The sequence below is a fragment of the Peribacillus sp. FSL P2-0133 genome (genome assembly GCF_037975445.1).
Lineage (GTDB): Bacteria > Bacillota > Bacilli > Bacillales > DSM-1321 > Peribacillus > Peribacillus simplex_E.
On record NZ_CP150254.1, the window covers coordinates 1,307,086 to 1,331,805 of the forward strand.

The following is a 24,720-nucleotide window of genomic DNA, read 5'->3' on the forward strand; positions in this document are numbered from 1 at the left end:
GACAAATAACCATCTTTCCGTCTTTGCATAGGCTATGTTTAAACACGGGATGCTTTGCTCAACAATTCATTAACAACGCCGGGCGATGTGGGCAGGGTAGTCCTACGGAATTGCTGATCGGTACTTAGGGACTGTAAATCTTTTTTAAGACAGGGAGCCAATCTATTTTTGATGGTCCGGATAGAAAGGATGAAGTGTAAAATGTGTGGGATAACAGGCTGGGTGCATTTTCAAAAAGATTTACGGACAAAAACGAAAACACTGGAAAACATGACAAAAACGTTGGCAAAGCGGGGGCCAGACGAAGAAAATGTTTGGAGCGAAGCCCATGTTGCCTTTGGTCATAAACGGTTAACGGTTGTCGATGCGGAAGGCGGAAAACAGCCGATGACGAAAAATCACGAAAACGGCAGATATACACTTTGTTATAATGGTGAGCTATATAACACCGAGGATATTCGTAAACAGCTATTATTAAAAGGATATTCCTTTAACGGTCATTCTGATACAGAAGTTTTACTAATTTCTTATATAGAATGGAAAGAAAAATGCATTGACTTGTTCAATGGGATTTTTGCATTTGCGATTTGGGATGAAAAGGAACAGAAATTATTCGTTGGAAGAGATCGCATGGGAGTAAAACCATTCTTTTACGCGGAAAGGGACGGCGGGTTCATTTTCGGATCGGAGCTTAAGGCGATTCTGGCCCATCCGGATGTTAAAACGGAGATTGACCGCGAAGGGTTGTCTGAAGTTTTTGGTGTTGGTCCATCCCGAAAGCCAGGTTCAGGCGTATTTCATAATATCCAGGAATTAAGGCCTGCCCATGCGCTTACCTTATCAAGGAAAGGCCTCCGGATTTGGAGATATTGGAATGTGAAAAGCGAAGAACATCGGGATACTCTTGATGAGACGGCCGAGAAGGTTCGCTTCCTTGTCGAAGATGCAGTCACACGGCAACTTGTATCAGATGTTCCGCTGTGTACCTTCTTATCGGGAGGGCTTGACTCAAGCTCGATAACAGCCATTGCGGCAAACGCCTATCAAAAAGAAGGAAAAGGCCAGCTTCATACGTATTCCATCGATTATGAAGATAATGAGCGCTATTTTAAGGCAAATGACTTTCAGCCTAACTCTGATGGGTATTGGATTAAAAAGATGTCGGATACCTTTAATACGGTTCACCATTCATCGATCATCACTCAAGAGCAGTTGACGGATTATTTAACGGAAGCTGTCCTTGTAAGGGACCTCCCAGGCATGGCGGATGTCGATTCTTCTTTACTTTGGTTTTGTAAGGAAATCAAGCGGGATTTTGTCGTAGGCCTATCCGGCGAATGTGCGGACGAAATTTTTGGCGGTTATCCTTGGTTTCATCGTGAGGATGATTTGAATCGTGCTGGTTTTCCATGGATGAGATCGACTGGGGAGCGGGTATCTTTATTAAAAACGGAATGGCGCGAGAAATTGAAGCTCGAGGAATATGCGCAGGAAGCTTATTTGACCACCCTTGCCGAAACGCCTAAATTGGAAGGGGAAAGCGGTGTGGCAGCAAAGCGGAGAGAGCTTTTCTATATGAACTTATTATGGTTCATGACGACGCTCCTTGACCGGAAGGACCGGATGAGTATGGGTGCAAGTCTAGAGGTGCGCGTTCCATTTGCCGACCATCGCCTTGTTGAATATGCATGGAACATTCCTTGGGAAATGAAAATGGAAGGCAACCGTGAGAAGGGTATTCTAAGGAAGGCGTTGGAGGGGCTGTTACCTGATGAGGTATTGTATCGTAAAAAAAGTCCATATCCAAAAACCCATAACCCTATTTATACAGACCGTGTGCAGGCGTGGTTGAAAGACTTACTTACGGATAAAAATTCGGTCCTGCATGAGTTTTTCGATAAACAGAAGCTAACCGATATAGTAGATTCCAAGGGTGCCGCTTTTAAAGTGCCGTGGTTCGGGCAATTGATGTCAGGTCCACAGTTGCTTGCTCACTTGGCACAAACCCATGTATGGTTCAAAGAATATGATATCCAAATAATCGATTGAAAAAAACGGGGCGGATGACTTTCATTGCCCCGTTTTCATTGCTTCAATGATTGAATGCGAGAATTTTATATTGATAACCACCCAGTTCAAAATTACCTTCCTGTGTGGTTTCTTTTGTTCTTAAATCGGTTAGTGTACGTCCTTTCAAATCAAAAGGAAGGGTAAAGGATTGCTGGACATCCGTCGGATTGATGAGGATCACGACAGAACGTTCTCCATTATACTTTTGGTAGGCCACGATATTATCGTTACCGGCTGTATCAAGGAATTTGAACTTTCCGTCATTGGCAAGTAATCTTTCTTCTTTTCGCAAGAGGATCAATGTCTTAATTTCATTGAAAAGCTCGGTATTATGTTTTTCTTCTTCCCAGATCATGCATTTTCGGCACCCTGGATCCATGCCTCCGGTTAAGCCGATTTCATCTCCATAGTATATACAAGGGCTGCCATTGAATGTCAAAAGGATTGCGTGGATGAGCTTGGTTCGAGCTAGATCTTCCCCGCAATCCGTGAAAATCCGCGGTGTATCATGGCTTCCAAGAAGATTGAATGTCACGTCAAAAACATTGGTAGGATAACTGTGATAGATGGCTGTCATTTCTTCAGTGAACTCGCGCGCATTGATGGTTTGTGAAGCGACCAAGCGAAAAACTTGGTTGGTAAACGGGTAATTCATGACCGCATCGAACTGATCGCCGCGAAGCCATGGCATCGAGTCATGCCAAATTTCCCCAAGAATATAAAGGTCAGGCTTTATATTTTTCACCGTTGTTCGAAATTCACGCCAGAATGGCTGATCGACTTCATTTGCCACATCGAGCCTCCAGGCGTCTATATCGAACTCCTTGATCCAATAAGTCGAGACCTCGAGCAGATATTCTTTCACCTCCGGATTCGCAGTATTCAATTTTGGCATCGATTCAAAAAAACCGAATGTTTCATAATTGGGCCTTTCCCCTCCTTTAAGAGGAAAGCTATGTGGGTGGAACCAATCCTTATATTTTGATTTCTCCCCTTTTTCGAGTAAATCCTGAAAAGGGGGGAAATAGTAGCCGCTATGGTTAAAAACGGCATCAAGCATGACCCGGATATTCCGTTTGTGGCATTCGGTTATTAGGGTTTTCAATGTTTCCTTCGTTCCGAATTGCGGATCGATACTCCGATAATCAATCGTATCGTATTTATGATTGGAGTAGGCATGGAAGATTGGCGTGAAATAAATTCCGTTGATGCCGAGGTTCTCTAGGTAATCCAAATGTTCAATGATTCCTTCGAAATCCCCGCCAAAAAAATTGTCCACGGCCGGTTCTTCACTTCCCCAAGGTATCACACCTTCCGGATCATTTTCGGGGTTTCCGTTCGCGAATCGTTCAGGAAAAATTTGATACCAAATTGTATCTTTGACCCATTCCGGTGCCCCGAAAACTTCATTTTGATGTAGATAGGGAATCGCAAAATAGCTTCCGGGATCTCGGGGTGGTTCTTTAAAGAAGCCCTTTTCCGTGTAAATGGCACTTTCATCTTCTGAGGATACCTTGAACCCATATCGAATTCTTCGGTAGGGAGGCTTCACATAGATATGCCAATAATCATAACGGTTATCGCTGCCTGATAAACTCATGGGAAGTTCTTCGTACAGCCACTGACCATCATTATCTGAAATGTATGGATCCCCAAAAATCAATCCAGCTGAGGAGATATCTTGTTTTTTCGTACGTAGGCGGATATGTAGGGTTTCAGTGTTGATGGTATAGCCGTAATTGTCATTAGGTCTATGGTGTATGGATGAAAATTCCATTATAAAACCACTCCAATTCTATAGGTATTTGGGGATGTGAAAAAGGAAACTTTCCGGCTGTTTATGAGGGGGGGGGCACCATGAAGTTGCACTAAGCCAGGTTAAGTGTTTTTCAATATGGTTATATACCCGATTTCAATTGAAAAAAGCACTTATTAACTAAAAAATAACAAAAAGTGTTCATCACTACAAGGAAATAAATACACCAAGGAAAATGTTGTAAAAACCAAAGCCGTTCATATAATGATAACAATAGATTTGGCAACGTTTTCATTAAGTGGCTTTTTTTGAATGACTGAACTGAAAAACAGTATTATTTGGTGCTTTTGGACATGATAGAATAAACATTTTAAAAAGGAGAATGAAAGTGAAGAAGCTGATTTTTCATTTGTTCATGTCCATGTTTTTAATCGTTAGTGTAAGTGCTTGTGGTACCAGTTCAGATTTGGAGAATGAAGTAGTGAAAGAAAATAAGAAAAAAGAAGACAAAGCCAGCAATGAAGCGAAGCCGGAAAAATTGATCATTTGGGAGGAAAAAGGTAAAGCGGAGGCCCTAAAGCCGGTGATTGAAGCTTTTGAAAAAGAATATGGAATCAAAGTTGAGCATGAAGAGCTTGAAATAGCTACCGAGATGTATGAGCGGCTTCGAAGTGATGGGCCAATCGGAAACGGAAAGGCCCCGGATGTCGTAACTTTTTCTCATGAAAAAGTCGGGCAAATCGTGAAGGAAGGCTTAATTCAGGAAGTGAAGGTGGAAGATGAGGTATTGAATGCCTTCATTGAACCTTCAATTAGTGGGGAGATGTATCAAGATAAGGTATTTGGATTGCCAAAATCCGTAAACACATCCGTTTTCATTTATAACAAAAAATTGATGGCTAAGGCTCCTGAGACGATGAATGACCTTTATAAAATGGCGAAGGAATTAAGAAAGGGTAACGTGCATGGTTTCTATGCCAAATGGAATGATTTCCATGATTCTTATGGAGTGATCGCTGGAATGGGAGGTTATATTTTTAAAGATAAGAATGGAAAACTGGACCCTTCCGACATTGGTTTGAATAATAAGGGTGCCATAAAAGGGGCTGCGTACATCCAAAAATGGTATAGGGCGGGGGTGATTCCTAAAGGCGACAAGGCAGCGATCGAGAAGTTGTTCATACAAGGGAATTTGGCTTCTATCATGAGTGACGGTGACTCATTTACCGGGCGAAAGGATACAGGAATTGCCCCCATGCCCGAATTGCCCAATGGCCAGCCAATGAAAACGTTGATGGAAATCAAAGGGTGGCATGTAACAGCATTCACAAAACATCCTTATTGGTCTACGAAGTTAGTTGAATATTTGACAAATGATGATAATGCAATGCAGCGTTATGATTTAACCGGGGAAATCCCTCCTAATAAATCAATCAAACACAATGTCGCAATCAATGAAAATGAAAGGGCACAAGCCATAAGTATACAATTACAATACGCTGAACCAGTGCCGAGTATACCGGAAATGAATAGGGTATGGGGACCGATGAATGCAGCCATGGATGAAATAAGCACTCAAAAAGCAAAACCAAAAAGGGCCTTGGATAAAGCGGTTAAGACGATAAAAAAAGAACGTTAATCGTGTTCTGCCTTTTCCGATTCGGTAACCATGACCAGTATCTCCAATTTGTCCCTTTAGTGTAAAGTTTTTTATAAATTGGATTTGACGTTAAGGGGTCAAAAGGCTAATCTTAAAGGCGTAAAGAGATAGCTAGGAGGAGAGCGGATATGAGAAAAAGAGTGTTATCACTCGCTTTAATTCCGTTGCTTCTTTTTTACGCCATTCCAGTAGGAGCAGCTGAAAAAGAACAACGAACTTGGAAGGATGAAATCGTATATTCATTATTGATCGACAGATTTTTCGATGGGAATACTCAAAATAATGGAGATGCGAACGTGAATGACCCTTCCACGTTTAATGGTGGGGATTTCGAAGGTGTCACGAAGAAACTGAATTATTTAAAAGATATGGGTTATACCGCTATCATCCTTTCACCGATTTTCGCTAATGATGAAAATGGCTATCATGGCGATTGGGTGGCAGATTTCTATAAAACGGATAAACATTATGGGACATTGAAAGAGTTTAAAAAACTCGTGAATGAGGCACATAAACGCGATATGAAGGTGATCATTGATTTTCAAGCAAATAATGTGGGTCCTGACTCCACGTGGCTGACCAATCCAAAAAAACAAGATTGGTTCCATGAAGAAAAAAAGATTTCCCAGGACAGTAGCCAAAAGGATTTGGAAACAGGCTGGGTTGATGATCTTCCCGATTTGAATCAAGATAATGAGGAAACAAGGAAATATTTACTTGATGCTGCCAAATGGTGGATAACGGAAACCGATATTGATGGTTACCGTATAAATAAAGTCCAATACGTAGCAAAAGATTTTTGGAAGGAATTTGTGGATGCAGTCAAATCTGAAAAATCAAATTTCTATACAATCGGCGATGTACAAGGTGATGCCGATTTGATATCAAGCTACAAGAAGACGGGTATCGATGCTTTTATGGCTTATCCACAAAATGCTGAGCTACGGGAAGCATTTGCTGCACCCGATAAAGAATTGAAACCTGTTTTTAATGCGTTTGAGAAAAGCGAAGATGAATTAGGGGGCAATGCCCAGCAGGCATTATTCATGGATACACAGGGAATGCCCCGTTTTACAAAGGATGCAGCCGACCATAACGAAAATCCAGGTTCCAGATGGAGAATGGCGCTGTCGTATCTATATACGATGCCAGGGGTGCCAATCGTATTTTATGGATCGGAAATTGCCTTAAATGGGGATAATGCCCCGGATAATCACAAGTTGATGAATTTTAAGACAGAACAGGAATTGGTGGAATATATAACAAAGCTTTCTGATCTCAGAGACTTGTACCCAGCGTTGGTAAAGGGGGATATGGAGCTTTTATATGAAAAAGGTGGAGCTTCGGTATTCAAGCGTGTATATGGTGATGAAACGATTGTCGTCGCCATGAACAATACGACTGAAACTCAAACGATAAACCTTACTGATAAGGAACTTGAAAGTAATAAAGAGTTGAGAGGTATGCTGAATGGGGATCTGGTCCGCAGTAAGGACAACAGTTACTCTATCGTAATCGACAGGGAGACGACAGAAGTCTACACACTGTCACCTAAATCGATTATTAATATTCCTTACCTGTTAGTCATAGGATTGGTTCTTCTTATTTTTGGTATATTCATTGCTTTGGTTATTAAGCGTTCAAAACGGAACCAACCAAAATAATCATATACCTCTCGATTGTCGGTAGCCGCCAAACATTGTCCCTAAGGCTTTGTGGAAAACAGGATCGGGAGGTTACAGCATGAATAAGACCTGGTGGAAAGAAGCGGTCTGCTATCAAATATACCCGCGCAGTTTCATGGATAGTAATGGTGATGGAGTCGGTGATATAAAAGGTTTGATTTCAAAGCTTGACTATTTGCAGGAATTAGGGATAGATGTTATTTGGATTTGTCCGTTTTATAAATCGCCCAATGCGGATAATGGCTATGATATTAGTGATTATCAAGCAGTTTCCGATGAATTCGGTTCAAACGAAGATATTGATCTATTATTGAAAGATGTTCACGGACGTGGGATGAAGGTGATACTCGATCTTGTTTTGAATCATACAAGTGATGAGCACCCCTGGTTCGTAGAGTCACGTTCGTCCCGCGATAATCCGAAACGGGATTGGTATATATGGAGGGATGGGCAGGACGGTCGTGAGCCTAATAATTGGGAAAGCATCTTTTCCGGAAGTGCCTGGAAATTCGATGAAAGGACCAATCAATACTATTTACATTTATTTGCCGAAAAGCAGCCAGACTTAAACTGGAAAAATACTGATGTACGAAAGGCATTATATGAAATGGTCAATTGGTGGCTCGATAAGGGAATCGATGGCTTCCGAATTGATGCGATCACGCATATTCATAAGCGTGATGGCCTTCCGGATATGCCCAATCCATATTGGCATCAGTACGTACCTGCGTTTGAAATGCACACCAATCAGGACGGGATTCTGGATTACCTTAAGGAGTTGAAAGAAGAGACTTTCTCTAAGTATGATATCATGACGGTCGGTGAGGCCAATGGCGTCAGGATTGAGCAGGCGGAAGAATGGGTCGGGGAATCGAATGGGAAGTTCAATATGATATTTCAATTTGAACATCTTGGACTTTGGAATAGGGGACAGAATCACGATGTTGATGTTCAGGGGTTAAAGCGCACAATGACCAAATGGCAAAAGGGGCTGAAAAACAAAGGATGGAATGCTTTGTTTTTTGAAAATCATGACCAGCCAAGAAGTGTATCCACCTGGGGAAATGATCATCAATACTGGTTGGAAAGCGCAAAAATGATTGGGGCTCTTTACTTTTTCATGCAAGGCACACCTTTTATTTATCAAGGTCAGGAAATTGGCATGACGAATGTCCAATTTGATTCGATTGATGATTATGATGATGTAGGAATGAAAAACTTTTACCGGATAGAGACCTCCAAAGGTCGTCCGCATGATGAAATCATGAACATTATCTGGCATAGCGGCCGTGATAATTCACGAACACCGATGCAATGGAATGATTTTGAAAATGGCGGTTTCACGCACGGAACACCTTGGATGAGGGTTAATCCCAATTATCGCGCCATTAATGTAGAACAGCAGAAAAATGACCCGTCATCCATTTATCATTTTTATAAAAAGATGATTGATCTTCGAAAAAAACATCAGGTCCTTGTTTACGGGGAATATGAATTATTATGGGAAGATCATCCTGAACTTTATATTTATACAAGAAACATGAATGATAATTCAGTCATGGTAGTATGTAATTTTAGCATGAATCACCACCAAATCGACCTCTCTCACTGGGGGGAAATGGAACTTTTGCTAGCTAATTATGAGGATTGTCCTGAGGTGTCCCTTATTGATTTACGTCCATATGAAACGAGGGTTTATCGTTATTAATTTGTATATCACTTCTATGGACTTGATTGGAAATCAGCTTAAATCCTATGTAGTTAGTCGTCTGACTTCTTAATCTCCAATAGACATGCCGTTTTTTAGAAGCTGATCATACATCAGCTTCTTTTTGAATTTTAAAACAAAGATGAAAAAAAACGGAAAAGTAAGTATTTTCTGAAAAATTGAACAAACATTAAAAAAAGTATGGATATAACTATCGAACTGAGTGTATTATGAATACATACAAAATGTATAAATATAAAACGAATATTAGAGAAGTGTTTATTGGTATTCACCTTGTATTAAATGAAGTCAATAAAGGCTAAGAGGGGAGAGGGGAAATGCATGGCCATAACAATAAAAGATGTGGCACAGTTAGCGAATGTTGCTCCTTCAACAGTTTCTCGAGTGATTGCAAACAATCCTCGGATAAGTGAAAAAACAAAGTTACGGGTACGTAAGGCGATGAGTAAATTAGGATACCATCCAAACTTCATTGCACGTAGTCTTGCCAATCAATCGACCAGGATCATTGGCTTGGTAATGCCAAGTTCTTCAAATGATTATTATCAAAATCCGTTTTTTCCGACGATCCTTCAGGGTCTAAGTGAGGGAGCTCAGGAAAATCATTATTCCCTGTTGCTAAGCACGGGAAAAACAGAAGATGAAATCTACGAAGGAGTAGTGAATATGGTGCAGGGGGGGATGGTTGATGGAATAATCCTGATGTATTCAAGGATGAACGATCACATTCTGACCTATTTGAGAGCAAGGGCTTTTCCATTTGTGATCATTGGGAAACCCTATGATTTTATCGAGGAGATAACATATGTTGATAATGATAATGTCTTGGCTGCCGAACAGGCAACGGATTACCTCGTACAGCTAGGACATGAAAGGATTGGATTCATCGGAGGTGACGTAACCCTTGTGATGACCCTTGATCGCCTGTCAGGATATGAACGGGCATTGAAGAGGGCTGGAATCGATCGAAGGAGGGAATATACCCTGCATGAAGATTTTTTGCATGAAGGGGGACAAGCAGCTGCAAAAAGGTTACTATCCATCGATGAACCACCAACCGCTTTGGTGGTCAGTGATGATCTTATGGCACTTGGCATCGTGCATTCACTTCGTGAGATGGGCGTGCGCACTCCTGAAGAAATTTCAATCGTCAGCTTCAATAACGTTCTTTTCTCTGAACTGTCATTACCAGCCCTGACTTCCGTAGATATCAATATTTTTGATTTGGGCTATCAGGCCGCTAAGGGCATCATTCAAATGCTGCAGACTGGAGATGCTCCTGCTGGGACCATCATTCCACATCATTTCGTGGAAAGGCATTCCTGCAGATCGATCAAGCAAGGTGTAATGGCCATGACTTATTGAACGAAAAGGGCATTGCATAAAAGCAATGCCTTTTTTTTCCTAGAAATGTACACTGAAACTTTTGAATGCATGTACACCCGTTCCGTGTCTGACTAAATTATTCTCTTTAAGGTATTGAATGGCTTCAAGGACTTCCTCAAAGATCCCTGGTTCGAGGCCGAGTTGGTTGTGTCCGCCATAAATTTTGGATACTGCCTTGATTTTTGCGATTTTTTCTAATGAATTCACAAGGTCTTCAGGGCTTGTCGAGGGATAAAATGCATAAACTGGAGTATCTGAATAAAGCAGGTCGCCAGTAAATAAATAACCTGTTTCATTATCCAAAATTGAGATGTGGCCAGGTGAATGCCCAGGTGTGTGATAAATGCCTAAACTGCGGTTCCCAAGATCAATCGTGTCCCCATCCGATAAGAGCCTATCAGGGGACCCCCGGTATGGCTTATATGTAAAAGGATCGAATGATTCGGGTATGGGGACAGTGATGTCCCGGGCCATGTTCTTTCTTATTTGTTCCAAGGACAAACCTTCAATGCCGTTGATCAGCCAATTGGCATCATCACCATGAACATAAATTGTTTCATAATCCCCATGACCGCCAATATGATCGGCATGAACGTGTGTCGTCAAGACGATAATCGGAAGATCGGTAAGCTGGTCTGTAATCCGCTTAATTGAACAGATGCCTAATCCTGTGTCGATTAACGCAGCTTGGGTCTCCCCAAGTAATAAAAAGGAATGGACTTTCTCCCAATGACCATATTCACTGATTGCAAACGTTTCTGAGTCCAATTCCTGAACGGTGAACCATGGATCTACAATATTTTTCAAAAATGACTCCACTCCTTCCCATTCATATATTCCGCTTTAACCGGAAATATCCTGCTTGAAAGAGTAAAAGCAGTGGATTTGTGAAATCCACTACTTTTGAAAGGGTAAAGCTTATCCGTTTACCACGGTCCCGCCGTTTACGTGGATGACTTGTCCGCTGACATAGGATGAATCATCACTTGCCAAATATACATATGCTGGTGCTAATTCCTCTGGCTGCCCTGCACGGCCCATTGGAGTATCCTGTCCGAATTTGGCAACATCCTCTTCCCCGAATGAGGCAGGAATCAGCGGTGTCCAGATCGGTCCTGGCGCAACACCGTTCACTCTGATGCCATCTTTTGAAATAGAGTTCGACAGGGCCCTTGTAAATGCCAATATTGCACCTTTTGTTGAAGAGTAATCGATTAGTTTTGGGTTGCCTTGATAGGCTGTGATAGAGGTTGTATTAATGATGCTGCTTCCTTTTTTAAGGTGCTTCAATGCAGCTTTAGTTAAGTGGAACATCGAGAAAATATTCGTGCGGAACGTTTTTTCCAATTGTTCAGCTGAAATGTCAAGGATACTTGTCTGCACATGCTGTTCACCGGCGTTGTTGACTAGTATGTCCAAACCGCCAAATTCATCAACCGTTTTTTTGACGACATCCTGGCAGAAGGATTCATCACCGATATCTCCGGAAATGAGTAAACATTTCTGTCCTTCTTTTTCGATCAATTCTCTAGTCGCTTTGGCATCCTCGTGTTCATCCAAGTATGCAACTGTCACATTTGCTCCTTCCTTGGCGTAATAAATGGCAACCGATTTACCGATTCCGCTGTCTCCTCCTGTTATGATTGCCGTTTTACCTTTTAGTTTGCCGCTTCCTTTGTAGGCAGCTTTAACTGAATCAGGGTTCGGTTCCATTTTTGTTTCCAATCCAGGTTGATGCTGTTGATGTTGAGGTGGAAATCCTTGTTTGTTCTGATTTTGGTTTTGGTTAGTCAAGATTAAAACGCCTCCTGTTTAATTATCTATGCTTTTTCTATTCCTTTTTTTAGAAAAAAGAAAACATGGAAAAAATGACCAAGTAAATCATAGGTAATTATTTATATAACTAAGGGAACATGACTAGTCTTTCCTTGTTACATGAAGGAGATTCATTTGAAGAAAAAAGGGAGGGAAGACGGCTATCGAGGCAATGCTGCAAATAAAAAAGACCCACCCAAAGGTGAGGCCTTCATACTTAGCGGTAATTTAAGAATTGTACATCAATGGATAGATCAGCGCCCCGGATTGCGGAAATGATTCCTTGCAAATCGTCACGGTTCTTACCGGTAACACGGATTTGATCATCTTGGATTTGGCTTTTCACTTTAAGACCGCTATTTTTAATGATGGTATTGATTTTTTTTGCTTGTTCCTTATCGATGCCTTGAATCAACTTAGCCCGTTGGCGAACGGTTCCGCCAGAAGCTCCTTCTAATTTGCCATAGTCCAGGTTCTTGACTGGTACGTCACGTTTAATGAGTTTACTGATGAGAACATCCTTCAGCTGTTCGAGCTTATATTCATCGTCGGACACTAAAACCAGGTCTTCTTTTTCAATGGTGATGCTGCTTATACTCCCTTTAAAATCATAGCGTGTTTGTATTTCCTTCATAGCCATGGTAACTGCATTCGTTACCTCTGAAAAGTCTACTTTCGAAACAATATCAAATGAATTTTCCTTTGCCATCACTTACCTCCAGCAGGTTTTATTTCCTTTATTATAGAGAAAGTGTGATAGGAAGACAACTATCTAAACCATATTAAAAAAGCGAGGGGACAAGCCCCTCGCTTCATTTATGGTCTGTTTTCTTCGAATAGGAGTGCTTACCCGCAGCAAGATTTTCCTGATAGGCGACATTTTTTTCAGCATTTCTCGCTTGGTTATCTTTTGGCCTTTTGTTGTCATCGGTTGTTTTTGACATAGAGAAAACTCCCTTCCATTATCTGATCAATATATATTGTTCACAATTATGGAATGGAGTATGTATGTTTATGATTTCTCAGGGGTATCGTTTAAGAAGAAGAGGGCAATTGTACCAGGACCGGCATGTGCACCGATGACGGAGCCGATTGTATGGACCATGAAATCGGTTGTCCCGAATTCATTTTTAATGGCTTCCTTCCATTCCAGGGCCGTCGCATCATCATCACCATGACTGATGGCAATCGTTTGGTTTTTTAAATTTTTTCCTCTTTCGTGCATTAATTCGATTACACGTTTAATCAATTTCTTTTTGCCGCGTAACTTTTCAAGCGGAACAAGCTTCCCATCTTCTACATGCAATAACGGTTTAATGTTTAATAAACCGCCAACAAGGGCAGATGTCTTGGAGATGCGGCCGCCACGGGCCAAATACTCAAGGTTATCTACAGTGAATAGATGCTCCATATGCCGGGTTTGGAATTCTATGTCAGCTAGGATTTCTTCTTTAGTGGCACCGTTTGCTGCTAGATCGGCTGCTTTCTTTACAATTAATCCGACGCCCATCGAAGCGCATTTCGTATTGACGATTTCAATGTCAAGGTCAGGGTACTCTTCCTTCACCTGATTAAGAATCATCACTGCCGTTTGATATGTTCCTGATAACTCAGAGGAAAAGGCTATATATATCCCTTGTTTTTTCTCTTTGGCAAACTGTGTGAAAAGTTCTATAAAGCATTCTGGTGAAGCTTGCGATGTTTTCGGGGCTTTTCCCTCAATCATCGCTTGATAGACTTCGTGAGAATTAATGGTAAGTAAATCTTCATAATTTTTCCCGTCAAGATGGACTTGTAAAGGAATTAATGAAACATTGTTTTCCTTATAGAAAGACAACGGCAAATCACATGCACTATCTGCCAGAATTGTGATAGCCATAATACACCTGCTTTCTTTTTACAATTTTTAGAAAATGAGTGGTCACTCTACATTTTAGTGTAGCACGTAACGGTGAAAATTCAATCTCTACGTAAATAGAATAAATAATTAAGGGTAAAAAGATAATAGAATAAGGGTGAAATGGAGGTTTTTAGGATGTACAGTGGTGAAATGAAGAAAATTATCATAGTTGTGGTCGGAGCATTACTGAATGCCGTCGCAATGAACTTTTTTCTAATACCGGCAAACGTATATGCAAGCGGCTTTACAGGAGTGGCCCAGCTTCTATCGAGGATGATTGGTTCTTTTGCTCCTTTTAATGTATCGACAGGTATTCTATTGCTTTTATTGAACATTCCAGTGACGATCATTGCTTGGCGAAAGGTTGGAAAGTCTTTCACTTTTTATAGTTTCCTCAGCGTTGTCTTGATGTCCTTCTTTATGGAAATCATTCCGATTACACGCTGGTCACCTGACATATTATTAAATGCGGTATTTGGCGGAGTCATAGCTGCAGTAGGTGTGGGGATCACCTTGAAATACGGTGCGTCGACTGGCGGAATGGATATTATCGCCATGCTACTGTCACGGAAGAAGGACAAACCCGTGGGTACTTATTTATTTCTGCTGAATGGCGTGATCATTGTAACGGCAGGTGCTGTTTATGGACCGGAAAAAGCTTTGTACACACTTGTTACCCTTTACACATCGACGCGTGTCGTTGACGCGATTCATACGCGTCATGAAAAGCTTACGGCCATGATCATTACAAAGAAAAGCGAAGAACTTAAACAGGCAATCCATGCTAAGTTAGTTCGCGGAATCACGAGGGTTCCTGCAAAAGGGGCGTTCACGAATGAAACTAAGGAAATGTTATTGATTGTCATTACAAGGTATGAACTGTATGACCTTGAAAAGATCATCAAGGAAGTGGATCCACACGCTTTCACAAATATCATAGAAACTTCAGGCATTGTTGGAACTTTCCGCAGGGAATGATATTAACAAAAAATTAAGGCCATTACACTTCTATTACAAAAGATAATATTTAGGCGTATTATGTTTATTGCCTGTATCAAACGGTTAATTCTTATATTGTAGCGCCAATTTAAAATCTTATGAAGGAGTGATAAAAATGGCTAACGACGAAAAAATGAGCAGACAGGAAGCAGGTCGTAAAGGCGGGGAAGCCACTTCTAAAAATCACGACAAGGATTTTTACCGGGAAATTGGGCAAAAGGGCGGAGAAGCTACATCGGATAATCATGAGAAGGAATTCTATCAAGAAATTGGACAAAAGGGCGGAGAAGCCACTGCTGATTCCCATGGTAAAGGCTTTTATAAAGAAATTGGTGAAAAAGGCGGTAAGGCACGAAATAACAATTGATGAAAACAAAGCGAAAGCCTCCAGGAATCCTGGAGGCTTTCACGTTATTTAGAGTGGTTTTCCAGCTCTTCCTGGAGTTCTCGCAGTTGTTCTTTTTCGGCCTCGGTCGTATTGGCAAAGGCTGATGAAAGAGCGTTTTTAGCGATTTCCTCTGTCTTGCGCTGGTCACCTTCATGCTCAGAGTGAAGAGCATTTTTAGCGATTTCCTCTGTCTTATGCTGGTCACCTTCATGCTCAGAGTGGAGAGCTTCTTCAACAAATTCCCTTGCCTTCTGGAATAAATTGTTTCCCATTAGAAACCACCATAGCTTTGTTCTGACATAATTCTTAACCTGTCTTTTTCAGCCTCTTCAAACGTAGTGTGATAAGGGATTTTTTCGGCATGCCTGGCAACACTTTCTTTGCCTTGCTGTACAAATCGTTTAGATTTACTGCTTTTACCCATTCTTATCTCCTCCGATTCTGAGCGTTGTCGACAACGGAATGGAAGCTGTTGTCCATATTAGTTTGGCTTGAAAAAGAGATATTATTAAGGTAAAAAATGACGTATTAGGCTTTTATATTGAATTTTTCTTCGAGGAAGACCGCTATACCATCTTCTTCATTCGTCAATGTAGTCGTATTTGCTACCGTTTTTACTGGTGAAATCGCATTTCCCATGGCCACCCCGGTTCCCGCGTAATCGAGCATTTCCAAATCATTATCTTCATCACCGAAAGCGATTATCCTGTTTTGAGGGATTTCCAGATAGTTGGATACACGTTTTAAACCTACGGCTTTACTTAACCCGCTTTTTATTATTTCGATGATATGAAAAGGCTCTGCCCAGCGGCGATGATCGACTAATTCTGCATGGACATCGGATAAATGCTGGCGAATCTGTCCTACGAATTCACTATCTGTATGAATTAGCATCGAAGTTGGGGAATCCTGAAGATAATTGCGCAAGTCACCTGTCTTCATGATCGGATTTCCTACATTAAACATGTTCATCAACTTTTCATCATGATAATGAACATAAACTTCATCCCGGACTTCTGCGATGATGTTGTGATATTTAAACTGATCACACGCTTCAACAATATCTTTCGCAACACTTATATCAAGTGGAGAGTGGTATACCCCCCAGCTTGTATGTAATGGGTGATGGACGAAAGCGCCATTGAAATTAACGATTGGTGTAGTCAACCCCAATTCCCGGTAATAAAGTTCACTTGAGCGAAAGGGACGCCCGGTAGCGATCATAACTTCGTGTCCATCTTCTTTTAGTTTTAGGAGTGTTTTTTTAGTCCTTGAAGAAATTGTTTTGTTATCTGTAAGTAAAGTACCATCAAGATCTAATACGATTAAATGTTTCTCAGCCATGTACACACCTTCTGTTCTTTTTGATTTCATTATATGCAAATATTGTTAAGCCTATTTTAAAGTAAATGTAAATCTTTTTCATTCTTTATGCATTCCTGTATGATATTACTATATCCAAGATCATGATGATTAAAGCGAAGCTCGGGATTAAGGAGTGGAATGATGAATGCCAATGCCATATTGATAATGGCATTGAAAAGACCGGAACAAATTATTCGGAGGGGTTAACTTGATAATAATTGAAAAAGAACTAATTGGACATATTCCTGTACTGCACGTAGGTGAAGAAACCACTTTCAATCAGGAATTGCCGGTTATTATTTTTATACATGGTTTTCAAAGTGCAAAAGAACACAATCTTCACTATGCTTATTTAATGGCAGAAAAGGGTTTTCGTGTGCTTCTTCCCGATATGATCCATCATGGGGAAAGGGAAGCTGGCTTAAGTGATTCTCAAATGATGCCCCGTTTTTGGGAAATGGTTTTACAGACAATCCGGGATTTATCTTTGCTGAAGGATGATTTATTATCCCGAAAATTAATTGATCCTGACAGAATAGGCGTAGCTGGTACCTCTATGGGGGGAATAGTGACTAATGGGGCCCTGGCTGCATATGAATGGATATCCGCCGGAGTCAGTTTAATGGGAAACCCATCATATGTCGCGTATGCAGAGCTCCAAATGGCGGAGATTAAGAAAAGGAAAGTTAATTTCCCAGCTACTGATGAGGAAGTTGCCAAGGTGATTGAACAGCTCAAGCCATTTGATTTGAGTCTGAATCAGGATAAGCTTTCCAACCGTCCGCTTCTTTTTTGGCATGGTGCCAAAGATCCGGTTGTTCCTTATCAACATGCATATCGTTTTTATGAAGCTGTCAAAGCAGGGTATAATGAGGCAGATGAAAAAATTGATTTCATCCTTGATCCTAAGGCTGGACATAAAGTGAGTAGGGAAGGCGTACTTATGACTGCAGACTGGTTCGCGAAACATTTACTGTCAACTGTGCAAAATGCTTAAGTACTCACTCAAAATCTGTTATGATTCTAATACGGACATAAAATAAAGTCTAAAACGGGCATAATGATGAAACCGATAATCTAAAACGAAGAGATTTTCCATAAAAGGAGTGATCGAAGTGGATCAAGATACAAAAGACATTATCATTGGAGCTTTGGAGCAGGTCATTGACCCTGAGCTTGGTATAGATATAGTTAATTTAGGCTTGGTATATGATGTGGATATGGATGAGGAAGGTCTGACTACGGTGACGATGACATTGACAGCAATGGGCTGTCCGATGGCTGGGACGATCGTCGATCAAGTTAAATTGGTTCTGGAAGATATCCCAGAGGTAAAGGAAACGGATGTGAAGATTGTCTGGAGTCCGCCATGGACGAAAGACAAAATGTCCAGATATGCTAAAATTGCATTAGGAATCAAATAATAACTCTATATAGAAATGAAAAGCCAGTCAAAAAACAGTGAACCCATTCAATTGAGTCACTTTTTATGGTCTGGTTTTTTCTAATACTTTCGGCTAGGAGTGGTTAATTGAACAGTCAAATTAAAGATTCATTGGACAGGCCACTAAGGGATTTAAGGATTTCAGTCATAGATCGCTGTAACTTTCGCTGCCAGTATTGCATGCCTGCTGAAATTTTTCATGAGAATTTTCAGTTCCTGCCTAAAAGTGAGCTATTATCCTATGAGGAAATTGTAAGGCTTTCTAAAATATTCGCAAGCTTAGGGGTAAAAAAACTAAGGTTGACAGGCGGGGAACCATTACTCCGGAGAGATCTCACCACTCTGATTTCAAATCTCGTTAAAATTGAAGGTATTGAAGATATTGGACTGACTACGAATGGTGTCTTCTTGAAAAAACATGCCGTGAATTTGAGGGAAGCTGGTTTGCAGAGGGTGAATATCAGCTTAGACAGCCTCGATGATGAACTTTTCAAGAAGATGAACGGCAGGAATATCGGTATAAAGCCTGTTATTGAAGGCATCGCAGCTGCCAAAGAAGCTGGGCTTGGCGTTAAAGTGAATATGGTAGTGAAAAAAGAAACCAATGAATCTCAAATCCTGCCGATGGCCCGATTTTGTAAAGATGAGGGCATTCAATTACGCTATATAGAATTCATGGATGTCGGACATACAAATGGCTGGCAGTTGAAGAATGTCATTACGAAAAGAGAACTGCTTGCAATGCTCCAAACCGAATTCGATCTAGAACCGGTAGAAGAAGATTATTTTGGAGAGGTGGCAAAACGCTTCCGTTATAAGGGCACTACTGCAGAAGTGGGCTTCATAACCTCGGTATCCGAGTCTTTTTGTTCAAGTTGTACACGTGCACGTCTTTCTGCTAATGGAAGTTTATATACATGCCTGTTTAATGGAAAGGGACATGACTTGAAGTCATTGCTCCGTTCCGGCATGACAGATGAAGAATTGACCGGGTTCATCATTTCGCTTTGGAATCGCAGGGACGATCGCTATTCGGATGAGCGGGCAGCGGGAACGGCCAAGAAACAGGAAAAAATCGAAATGTCATTCATTGGCGGGTAATATACAAATACTCCTTCCGAATGAATAAAAAATGAAGGGATGGCAATTACGCCATCCCTTCATTTTTTATATAGTTATTAGGAACTTCTGATGCCAGTCAATGGACGAAATCGATTTTTATGCTTTTTTTATGCATATTTATATTTTTTTATAGGAATCCATGAAAATGAAAATAATTAAATGGTCCTAGGGAAAATTCAGCCTGGAAATAAACGCCGATCATTTTAAGGTCAGTAAGGCATTATGTATTTACTGCTTTTTATGTGGGATTTAATCGATGGTACAGATTTCTATTGGACAGTTTTCACAGTCGATTTCCTGTTTCAAAAAGTCAAAGTCAAGAATCGTAATGCGTCCCTTTTTAATGGAGATGACATTGTTTTTCCTTAATTGAGCGAGCATTCGATTGACTACCTCGCGGGATGTGCCGCAAAAATTGGCGAGTTCTTGGTTTGTAAAGGGAAGATTGATAACTTTACCGTCTTCTGCTTCAGTGCCATAACTATTTGATAAACGGATAAGGGTGGAGTAAAAGGCACCTTTCTTGCCGTGCAGGAGCATATCGCGGAATTTAGCCTGATTTTTACGGTTTTGAGCCGATAACCATGTCATCATCTCGACTGCAAGGTGGCTATCTGAGGCGATTTTCTCTTCTAATGCTTCTTTGGAAATTACCGCAACAGTTCCATCTTCCATCATCTTTGCATTCATCATATATTTAGGATTTGGAGAAAATAAGACAGTTTCCCCAACCAAATCATTCTCCGAACTAATGCGTATAGTTAATTCCCGACCGTCAGGAACAACCTTACTCACTTCTACTTTACCTTTTAAAATGTAATACAAATCACTTGCTGGGGTGCTCTCCTGAAAAAGATAGCGCCCTTTTTCCATATGTTTAACTTGCTGTTTATTATCTAAAATTGAATGCATCCGATTAGATAACGATAATTCATTCATGCAAATGACCACCTTTCCAAATGCCGTTAAAACTCAATCACTACCTTTGATTTAAACGGAAAAAGCACTAGTAGTCAACAACTTTGGATAATTCTAGGAGTTTTTATGGATAATTTTTCATTTAAAATTTTAGTTTAGAATTTTATAAAAATACATTTGATTTTATTTTTATTCAGTCTTATAATAATAGAATCAAAGAATGACAGGGACCTGAAATTATAGGAGATGGTTTTATGAACGTATCAATAGTAGGTGCAACGGGTTATGGAGGAATGGAACTAATAAGATTTTTGAATAATCATCCGCAATTTAAAATAAAATCATTGCATACTTCTTCCCAATTTGGCCGAAGTTTATCTGAAGAAAATGCACATTTAATGCATATGAAAGACAAATTAGAAGAAATTGACCCGGAGGCGATTGCAAAAAAATCCGATATTGTATTTCTTGCAACTCCTTCTGGTGTTTCCTCGCAATTGATTTCGGAATTTTCTGACCTTGACATTAAAGTAATCGACCTATCAGGAGACCTCAGGCTTCAAACTCCAGGTGAATATGAACACTGGTATAAAAAACCAGCAGCTCCTCAGCACATTATTGAAGAAGCCGTATACGGATTGTCTGAATGGAATGCCGAAGCAATAAAAAAAGCAACGATTATTGCAAATCCAGGGTGCTACCCAACCGCATCACTATTAGGTCTTGCCCCTTTATTCACTGAAGGATTGGCCGGAGCAGCTGCCGATGTGATCATCGATGCAAAATCCGGGGTTTCCGGGGCGGGTAAATCACTTTCGGCAGTCACCCATTATAGTGAAATGAATGAGAACTTTAAGATATATAAGGTAAATCAACATCAACACATACCGGAAATCGAACAACAGCTTGGGAGATGGTCAACAGGTCTACAGCCTATTACCTTCAATACCCATCTTGTTCCAATGACAAGAGGGATTATGGCGACGATGTATATAAAGGTTAATCGGGAAACCTCAAATGTTGAATTAAGGGATTTATACGAAACCGTTTACGAGAACCACCCATTTGTCCGAGTACAGCCCCTTGATCGCTTTCCATCCACGAAACAAGTATATGGATCGAACTTTTGCGACATAGGCGTTGATTATGATGAAAGAACAGGTAAGGTAACGGTGGTTTCAGTTATTGATAATTTAGTGAAGGGTGCTGCAGGGCAGGCCATTCAAAATGCAAATATATTAATGGGACTAGAAGAAACGGCAGGACTATGGAACAGTCCGCTATATCCGTAAACTTTGGAGGAAAATAATGAAAACATTACAGCCAGTTGAAGAAATCAAACAAATTCAAGAAGGAAACATTTTAATGCCCCAAGGGTTCAAAGCGTCAGGTGTTCATGCAGGATTACGCTATTCTAAAAAGGACGTTGGCATCATTTTTACCGATGTCCCAGCATCAGCCGCGGCGGTTTATACACAAAATGTAGTTCAAGCCGCTCCAATCAATGTAACGAAAGATAGCATAGCCGTTAATGGAAAACTTCACGGCATTGTAGTGAATAGTGCTTGTGCGAATGCTTGTACAGGTGAACAGGGTTTAAAAGATGCAAATGAAATGAGGAAGCTAGCGGCTCAAAAGTTCGGTTTGGAGGACCATTCATTTGCAGTGGCTTCAACGGGAGTCATAGGTGAATTCATGGAAATGGAAAAAGTAAAAAAAGGCATAGAGTCATTGCAGCCAGAAAATACACCTGAAGCTGCTGAAGCTTTTGGTACAGCCATTTTAACAACGGATATTGTAACGAAGAGCTGTGGTTATGAAACGATTATTGACGGAAAAACCGTGAAAATGGGCGGTGCTGCGAAGGGTTCGGGAATGATTCATCCAAACATGGCCACAATGCTTGGTTTCATTACGACGGATGCTGTAATTGAACCGGATGATTTACAGCAGGCACTTTCCTCCATTACAAATGATACATTCAATCAAATCACGGTTGATGGTGACTGTTCAACGAACGACATGGTGTTAGTGCTCGCGAATGGAGAAGCGAACAATGAACCATTGACACCTGACCATCCTGAATGGTCCATTTTCCTGGAATTATTAAAACAAACTTCCGAAAATCTCGCCAAACAAATTGCGAAAGACGGAGAAGGTGCCACAAAACTGATAGAAGTGAATGTTCATGGCATGCCTACGAAGCAAGATTCACAGATGATGGCGAAGACGATCGTTGGGTCAAATCTAGTGAAAACGGCAGCTTTTGGAGCGGATGCAAACTGGGGACGAATCATTGCTGCGATGGGAAGAAGCGGAGTGGAATTCAATCCGGATCAAACAACGATCGTTTTTGGTGATATCGTCGTACTTAATGATGGTGAGCCGGTAATGTTTTCTGAGGAAGAAGCCAAAGCATACTTGGAAAATGAAAGTATCATCATTAATGTTTATTTGAAAGATGGTAATGAATCAGGCACGGCATGGGGCTGCGATTTAACCTATGATTATGTGAAAATAAACGGGAGCTATCGTTCGTAAGAGGTGAAAAGTATGGACATATTAGTCATAAAGTGCGGCGGCAGCATCATAAATGAGTTATCGGAGTCGTTTTTCAATAGTGTTAAAGAGTTACAAGACCGCGGGTACCATATTGTCTTTGTGCATGGAGGCGGCCCTGATATAAATTCAATGCTTGAAAAATTTGAAATTGATCCAGTATTTGAAGATGGTTTAAGAAAAACGACCACAGAAGTGCTGGAAATTGTGGAACTTATGCTGGCAGGCAAATCGAACCGCAGCCTCGTTCATAAATTGGAATCCCACGGCATCAAGGCAATCGGTTTAAATGGCTCGGACGGTGGAATTCTCACAGGTGATTATATCGATGAAAAGAAACTTGGAGCTGTTGGTGAAATACAACAAGTCAATACGGAATTATTCGGACTTTTATTCGAAAAAGGTTATTGTCCGGTATTGACGCCCATTTCAACTACCGAAGAAGGCACTAAATTAAATGTGAATGCCGATATGGCTGCAGGGTCTGTAGCGAAGGCACTATCGGCCGATATGTGTTTATTTGTGACAGATGTTAAAGGGGTTTTGAAAAATGGGCAGATCATTGAGAGATTGAATGAAACGGAAACGAAGAATTTAATAAGGGATGGAAGCATCCATGGGGGAATGATCCCGAAAGTCACTACAGCGTTGTCGGTACTGAATAAAGGGATTGAAGAAGTGATGATCGTTAGTGGGAAAGATCATTTTTATCAAGACGGACAATTCATCGGTACGAAATTTCTTCAGGAAGAAGGGGTATTTCAATGAGTAATTTATTTCCAACATATGCAAGGTGGAACATTGAGCCAAGAAAAGCGTCAGGGTTGAAGATTACGAGTGCAGCAGGTAAAGAGTATCTTGATTTCACATCCGGAATCGGGGTTTTGAATCTTGGACATTGTCATGAGTTGGTAAAAATGGCCGTCACGGAACAGCTAAATAAATATTGGCATGTATCGAATATGTTTCAAAGTTCCCTACAGGAACGGACAGCAAAAATGCTGGCTGATGCCTCTGGTTTAAGTCAGGTGTTCTTTGCCAACAGCGGTGCCGAGGCAAATGAGGCAGCTATCAAACTAGCACGTAAAGCTACCGGGAAAAGCAAAATTGTCACATGTCAGCAGTCTTTCCACGGCCGTACGTTTGCAACGATGGCTGCAACGGGGCAGGAAAAAATCAAGACCGGTTTCGGACCGATGCTAGCTTCGTTCGACTATGTTCCATTTAATGATAATGACGCCATGACAGCAGCCATCGATGAAAATACGGCAGCTGTAATGATTGAAATAGTTCAAGGAGAAGGCGGCATCCATGTTGTACAGCAATCATATCTGGACACGATTCAAAAACAATGCCAAAAACACGGAGCTCTCCTTATCATAGATGAAATTCAAACTGGGATAGGGCGTACAGGGAAACCATTTGCATTCCAGCATTTCAATATCCAACCGGACATCATCACTTCAGCAAAGGGGCTGGGAAATGGCCTGCCAATCGGTGCAATGATTGGGAAGGAAGCGCTGTCTGAGTTCTTTAACCCTGGAAGTCATGGATCCACTTTTGGAGGTAATCCCGTTAGTGTTTCGGCGGCCGAAGCCGTGTTAAAGGAAATTTTCCAATCAGGTTTTTTAAAAGAAACCGTTAAAAAGGCTGAATACCTTGGGAGCGAATTGGCAAAAGCATTGAAGGACATGGAAGAAGTGAAAGAGATTCGCGGTCTGGGAATGATGGTCGGAATTGAATGTAAACAAGATGTTCAGGTGTTTTTAATGGAACTGCAAGAAGAGGGCTTACTTGTATTGAGTGCAGGTCCTAAAGTGCTTCGTTTACTCCCATCCCTGACAGTTACCGAATCGGAGATCGATATGGCGATAAATAAAATAAAAAAAGTATTGGGAATAAAACAAACTATCTAAATTTATTG

General features: G+C 40.9%; 23 protein-coding genes and 1 pseudogene. 14 read left to right on the forward strand and 10 right to left on the reverse strand.

Annotation, left to right across the window (positions count from 1 at the left end):
* Positions 1 to 201 precede the first annotated feature (201 nt).
* Positions 202 to 2,049: an asparagine synthase (glutamine-hydrolyzing) gene (asnB, locus tag MKY17_RS06280; RefSeq protein WP_098371328.1), complete on the forward strand. Its 1,848-nt coding sequence runs from the start codon at positions 202 to 204 to the stop codon at positions 2,047 to 2,049.
* Between the two features lie 43 nt (positions 2,050 to 2,092).
* Here the strand turns inward: asnB and MKY17_RS06285 are convergent, their stop codons facing one another.
* Positions 2,093 to 3,847 carry a glycoside hydrolase family 13 protein gene (locus tag MKY17_RS06285; protein ID WP_098371327.1) on the reverse strand — a complete coding sequence of 585 codons (1,755 nt, stop codon included), beginning with the start codon at positions 3,845 to 3,847 and terminating at the stop codon, positions 2,093 to 2,095.
* A gap of 367 nt (positions 3,848 to 4,214) precedes the next feature.
* Here MKY17_RS06285 and MKY17_RS06290 point away from each other — a divergent pair, with 367 nt between their 5' ends.
* From MKY17_RS06290 to MKY17_RS06305, 4 genes are all read left to right on the forward strand, one after another.
* The gene (locus MKY17_RS06290; protein WP_098371326.1) at positions 4,215 to 5,465 is read left to right on the forward strand and encodes an extracellular solute-binding protein; all 1,251 of its coding nucleotides are present in this window, start codon (positions 4,215 to 4,217) and stop codon (positions 5,463 to 5,465) included.
* A gap of 149 nt (positions 5,466 to 5,614) precedes the next feature.
* On the forward strand, positions 5,615 to 7,150 hold the full coding sequence (locus MKY17_RS06295; protein ID WP_098371325.1) for an alpha-amylase family glycosyl hydrolase: 1,536 nt from the start codon (positions 5,615 to 5,617) through the stop codon (positions 7,148 to 7,150).
* Positions 7,151 to 7,229: 79 nt separating this feature from the next.
* Positions 7,230 to 8,879 (forward strand): alpha-glucosidase, encoded by a 1,650-nt coding sequence (locus MKY17_RS06300; RefSeq protein ID WP_098371324.1) that lies wholly within the window; start codon positions 7,230 to 7,232, stop codon positions 8,877 to 8,879.
* A gap of 342 nt (positions 8,880 to 9,221) precedes the next feature.
* The gene (locus tag MKY17_RS06305; protein ID WP_098371323.1) at positions 9,222 to 10,265 is read left to right on the forward strand and encodes a LacI family DNA-binding transcriptional regulator; all 1,044 of its coding nucleotides are present in this window, start codon (positions 9,222 to 9,224) and stop codon (positions 10,263 to 10,265) included.
* 39 nt (positions 10,266 to 10,304) lie between these two features.
* On the opposite strand, the gene MKY17_RS06310 is transcribed toward MKY17_RS06305, so the two are convergent.
* The 5 genes from MKY17_RS06310 to MKY17_RS06330 all read right to left on the reverse strand — a co-directional run bounded on the left by MKY17_RS06310 (position 10,305) and on the right by MKY17_RS06330 (position 13,980).
* A complete protein-coding gene (locus tag MKY17_RS06310; protein ID WP_260398028.1) occupies positions 10,305 to 11,084 on the reverse strand; it encodes an MBL fold metallo-hydrolase in 780 nt (259 codons plus the stop codon).
* Positions 11,085 to 11,204: 120 nt separating this feature from the next.
* On the reverse strand, positions 11,205 to 12,080 hold the full coding sequence (locus MKY17_RS06315; RefSeq protein WP_098371321.1) for an SDR family oxidoreductase: 876 nt from the start codon (positions 12,078 to 12,080) through the stop codon (positions 11,205 to 11,207).
* Between the two features lie 238 nt (positions 12,081 to 12,318).
* A complete protein-coding gene (locus MKY17_RS06320; RefSeq protein WP_063232211.1) occupies positions 12,319 to 12,810 on the reverse strand; it encodes a YajQ family cyclic di-GMP-binding protein in 492 nt (163 codons plus the stop codon).
* A gap of 103 nt (positions 12,811 to 12,913) precedes the next feature.
* Positions 12,914 to 13,045, reverse strand: coding sequence for a DUF3941 domain-containing protein (locus tag MKY17_RS06325; RefSeq protein ID WP_076367185.1), 132 nt, complete (start codon positions 13,043 to 13,045; stop codon positions 12,914 to 12,916).
* 68 nt (positions 13,046 to 13,113) lie between these two features.
* On the reverse strand, positions 13,114 to 13,980 hold the full coding sequence (locus MKY17_RS06330; protein ID WP_098371320.1) for a DegV family protein: 867 nt from the start codon (positions 13,978 to 13,980) through the stop codon (positions 13,114 to 13,116).
* A gap of 156 nt (positions 13,981 to 14,136) precedes the next feature.
* Here MKY17_RS06330 and MKY17_RS06335 point away from each other — a divergent pair, with 156 nt between their 5' ends.
* Together MKY17_RS06335 and MKY17_RS06340 are read left to right on the forward strand one after the other, a co-directional pair.
* Positions 14,137 to 14,979 (forward strand): YitT family protein, encoded by an 843-nt coding sequence (locus tag MKY17_RS06335; protein WP_098371319.1) that lies wholly within the window; start codon positions 14,137 to 14,139, stop codon positions 14,977 to 14,979.
* A gap of 136 nt (positions 14,980 to 15,115) precedes the next feature.
* Positions 15,116 to 15,352, forward strand: a pseudogene (locus tag MKY17_RS06340) (general stress protein); the annotation flags it as partial.
* A gap of 59 nt (positions 15,353 to 15,411) precedes the next feature.
* Here MKY17_RS06340 and MKY17_RS06345 read toward each other — a convergent pair.
* The 3 genes from MKY17_RS06345 to MKY17_RS06355 form a co-directional block, all read right to left on the reverse strand.
* Complete coding sequence (locus tag MKY17_RS06345) at positions 15,412 to 15,660, reverse strand: DUF3813 domain-containing protein (protein WP_098371317.1); 249 nt, start codon at positions 15,658 to 15,660, stop codon at positions 15,412 to 15,414.
* Positions 15,660 to 15,812 carry a hypothetical protein gene (locus MKY17_RS06350; RefSeq protein ID WP_164468789.1) on the reverse strand — a complete coding sequence of 51 codons (153 nt, stop codon included), beginning with the start codon at positions 15,810 to 15,812 and terminating at the stop codon, positions 15,660 to 15,662. The genes MKY17_RS06345 and MKY17_RS06350 overlap by 1 nt, the downstream gene beginning before the upstream one ends.
* Positions 15,813 to 15,916: 104 nt before the next feature.
* On the reverse strand, positions 15,917 to 16,732 hold the full coding sequence (locus tag MKY17_RS06355) for a Cof-type HAD-IIB family hydrolase (RefSeq protein WP_076367175.1): 816 nt from the start codon (positions 16,730 to 16,732) through the stop codon (positions 15,917 to 15,919).
* A gap of 229 nt (positions 16,733 to 16,961) precedes the next feature.
* Between MKY17_RS06355 and MKY17_RS06360 the strand changes: the two genes are divergently transcribed.
* The 3 genes from MKY17_RS06360 (at position 16,962) to moaA (ending at position 19,298) form a co-directional block, all read left to right on the forward strand.
* Complete coding sequence (locus tag MKY17_RS06360; RefSeq protein ID WP_098371316.1) at positions 16,962 to 17,750, forward strand: prolyl oligopeptidase family serine peptidase; 789 nt, start codon at positions 16,962 to 16,964, stop codon at positions 17,748 to 17,750.
* Positions 17,751 to 17,868: 118 nt separating this feature from the next.
* A complete protein-coding gene (locus MKY17_RS06365; RefSeq protein WP_063232206.1) occupies positions 17,869 to 18,177 on the forward strand; it encodes a metal-sulfur cluster assembly factor in 309 nt (102 codons plus the stop codon).
* 107 nt (positions 18,178 to 18,284) lie between these two features.
* Complete coding sequence (gene moaA / locus MKY17_RS06370) at positions 18,285 to 19,298, forward strand: GTP 3',8-cyclase MoaA (protein ID WP_098371315.1); 1,014 nt, start codon at positions 18,285 to 18,287, stop codon at positions 19,296 to 19,298.
* A gap of 270 nt (positions 19,299 to 19,568) precedes the next feature.
* On the opposite strand, the gene MKY17_RS06375 is transcribed toward moaA, so the two are convergent.
* Positions 19,569 to 20,258: a Crp/Fnr family transcriptional regulator gene (locus MKY17_RS06375; RefSeq protein ID WP_098371314.1), complete on the reverse strand. Its 690-nt coding sequence runs from the start codon at positions 20,256 to 20,258 to the stop codon at positions 19,569 to 19,571.
* Positions 20,259 to 20,491: 233 nt separating this feature from the next.
* Here MKY17_RS06375 and argC point away from each other — a divergent pair, with 233 nt between their 5' ends.
* The 4 genes from argC to MKY17_RS06395 are packed head-to-tail and all read left to right on the forward strand — an operon-like array spanning position 20,492 to position 24,712.
* On the forward strand, positions 20,492 to 21,529 hold the full coding sequence (argC, locus tag MKY17_RS06380) for an N-acetyl-gamma-glutamyl-phosphate reductase (RefSeq protein WP_098371313.1): 1,038 nt from the start codon (positions 20,492 to 20,494) through the stop codon (positions 21,527 to 21,529).
* 16 nt (positions 21,530 to 21,545) lie between these two features.
* Entirely contained in the window at positions 21,546 to 22,778 is a 1,233-nt protein-coding gene (gene argJ, locus MKY17_RS06385; RefSeq protein ID WP_098371312.1) for a bifunctional ornithine acetyltransferase/N-acetylglutamate synthase, read from the forward strand.
* A 12-nt stretch (positions 22,779 to 22,790) separates the two neighbouring features.
* Positions 22,791 to 23,564 carry an acetylglutamate kinase gene (gene argB, locus MKY17_RS06390; RefSeq protein ID WP_098371311.1) on the forward strand — a complete coding sequence of 258 codons (774 nt, stop codon included), beginning with the start codon at positions 22,791 to 22,793 and terminating at the stop codon, positions 23,562 to 23,564.
* Positions 23,561 to 24,712: an acetylornithine transaminase gene (locus MKY17_RS06395; protein ID WP_098371310.1), complete on the forward strand. Its 1,152-nt coding sequence runs from the start codon at positions 23,561 to 23,563 to the stop codon at positions 24,710 to 24,712. Before argB ends, MKY17_RS06395 begins: the two co-directional genes overlap by 4 nt.
* Positions 24,713 to 24,720: the final 8 nt, after the last annotated feature.

Bases quoted from the DNA above. Each gene is read 5' to 3' on its own strand.
- asnB (WP_098371328.1), top strand. From the start codon at position 202: ATGTGTGGGATAACAGGCTGGGTGCATTTTCAAAAAGATTTACGGACA.
- MKY17_RS06285 (WP_098371327.1), bottom strand. From the start codon at position 3,847: ATGGAATTTTCATCCATACACCATAGACCTAATGACAATTACGGCTAT.
- MKY17_RS06295 (WP_098371325.1), top strand. From the start codon at position 5,615: ATGAGAAAAAGAGTGTTATCACTCGCTTTAATTCCGTTGCTTCTTTTT.
- MKY17_RS06300 (WP_098371324.1), top strand. From the start codon at position 7,230: ATGAATAAGACCTGGTGGAAAGAAGCGGTCTGCTATCAAATATACCCG.
- MKY17_RS06305 (WP_098371323.1), top strand. From the start codon at position 9,222: ATGGCCATAACAATAAAAGATGTGGCACAGTTAGCGAATGTTGCTCCT.
- MKY17_RS06320 (WP_063232211.1), bottom strand. From the start codon at position 12,810: ATGGCAAAGGAAAATTCATTTGATATTGTTTCGAAAGTAGACTTTTCA.
- MKY17_RS06325 (WP_076367185.1), bottom strand. From the start codon at position 13,045: ATGTCAAAAACAACCGATGACAACAAAAGGCCAAAAGATAACCAAGCG.
- MKY17_RS06330 (WP_098371320.1), bottom strand. From the start codon at position 13,980: ATGGCTATCACAATTCTGGCAGATAGTGCATGTGATTTGCCGTTGTCT.
- MKY17_RS06335 (WP_098371319.1), top strand. From the start codon at position 14,137: ATGTACAGTGGTGAAATGAAGAAAATTATCATAGTTGTGGTCGGAGCA.
- MKY17_RS06345 (WP_098371317.1), bottom strand. From the start codon at position 15,660: ATGGGAAACAATTTATTCCAGAAGGCAAGGGAATTTGTTGAAGAAGCT.
- MKY17_RS06350 (WP_164468789.1), bottom strand. From the start codon at position 15,812: ATGGGTAAAAGCAGTAAATCTAAACGATTTGTACAGCAAGGCAAAGAA.
- MKY17_RS06355 (WP_076367175.1), bottom strand. From the start codon at position 16,732: ATGGCTGAGAAACATTTAATCGTATTAGATCTTGATGGTACTTTACTT.
- MKY17_RS06375 (WP_098371314.1), bottom strand. From the start codon at position 20,258: ATGAATGAATTATCGTTATCTAATCGGATGCATTCAATTTTAGATAAT.
- argC (WP_098371313.1), top strand. From the start codon at position 20,492: ATGAACGTATCAATAGTAGGTGCAACGGGTTATGGAGGAATGGAACTA.
- argJ (WP_098371312.1), top strand. From the start codon at position 21,546: ATGAAAACATTACAGCCAGTTGAAGAAATCAAACAAATTCAAGAAGGA.
- argB (WP_098371311.1), top strand. From the start codon at position 22,791: ATGGACATATTAGTCATAAAGTGCGGCGGCAGCATCATAAATGAGTTA.
- MKY17_RS06395 (WP_098371310.1), top strand. From the start codon at position 23,561: ATGAGTAATTTATTTCCAACATATGCAAGGTGGAACATTGAGCCAAGA.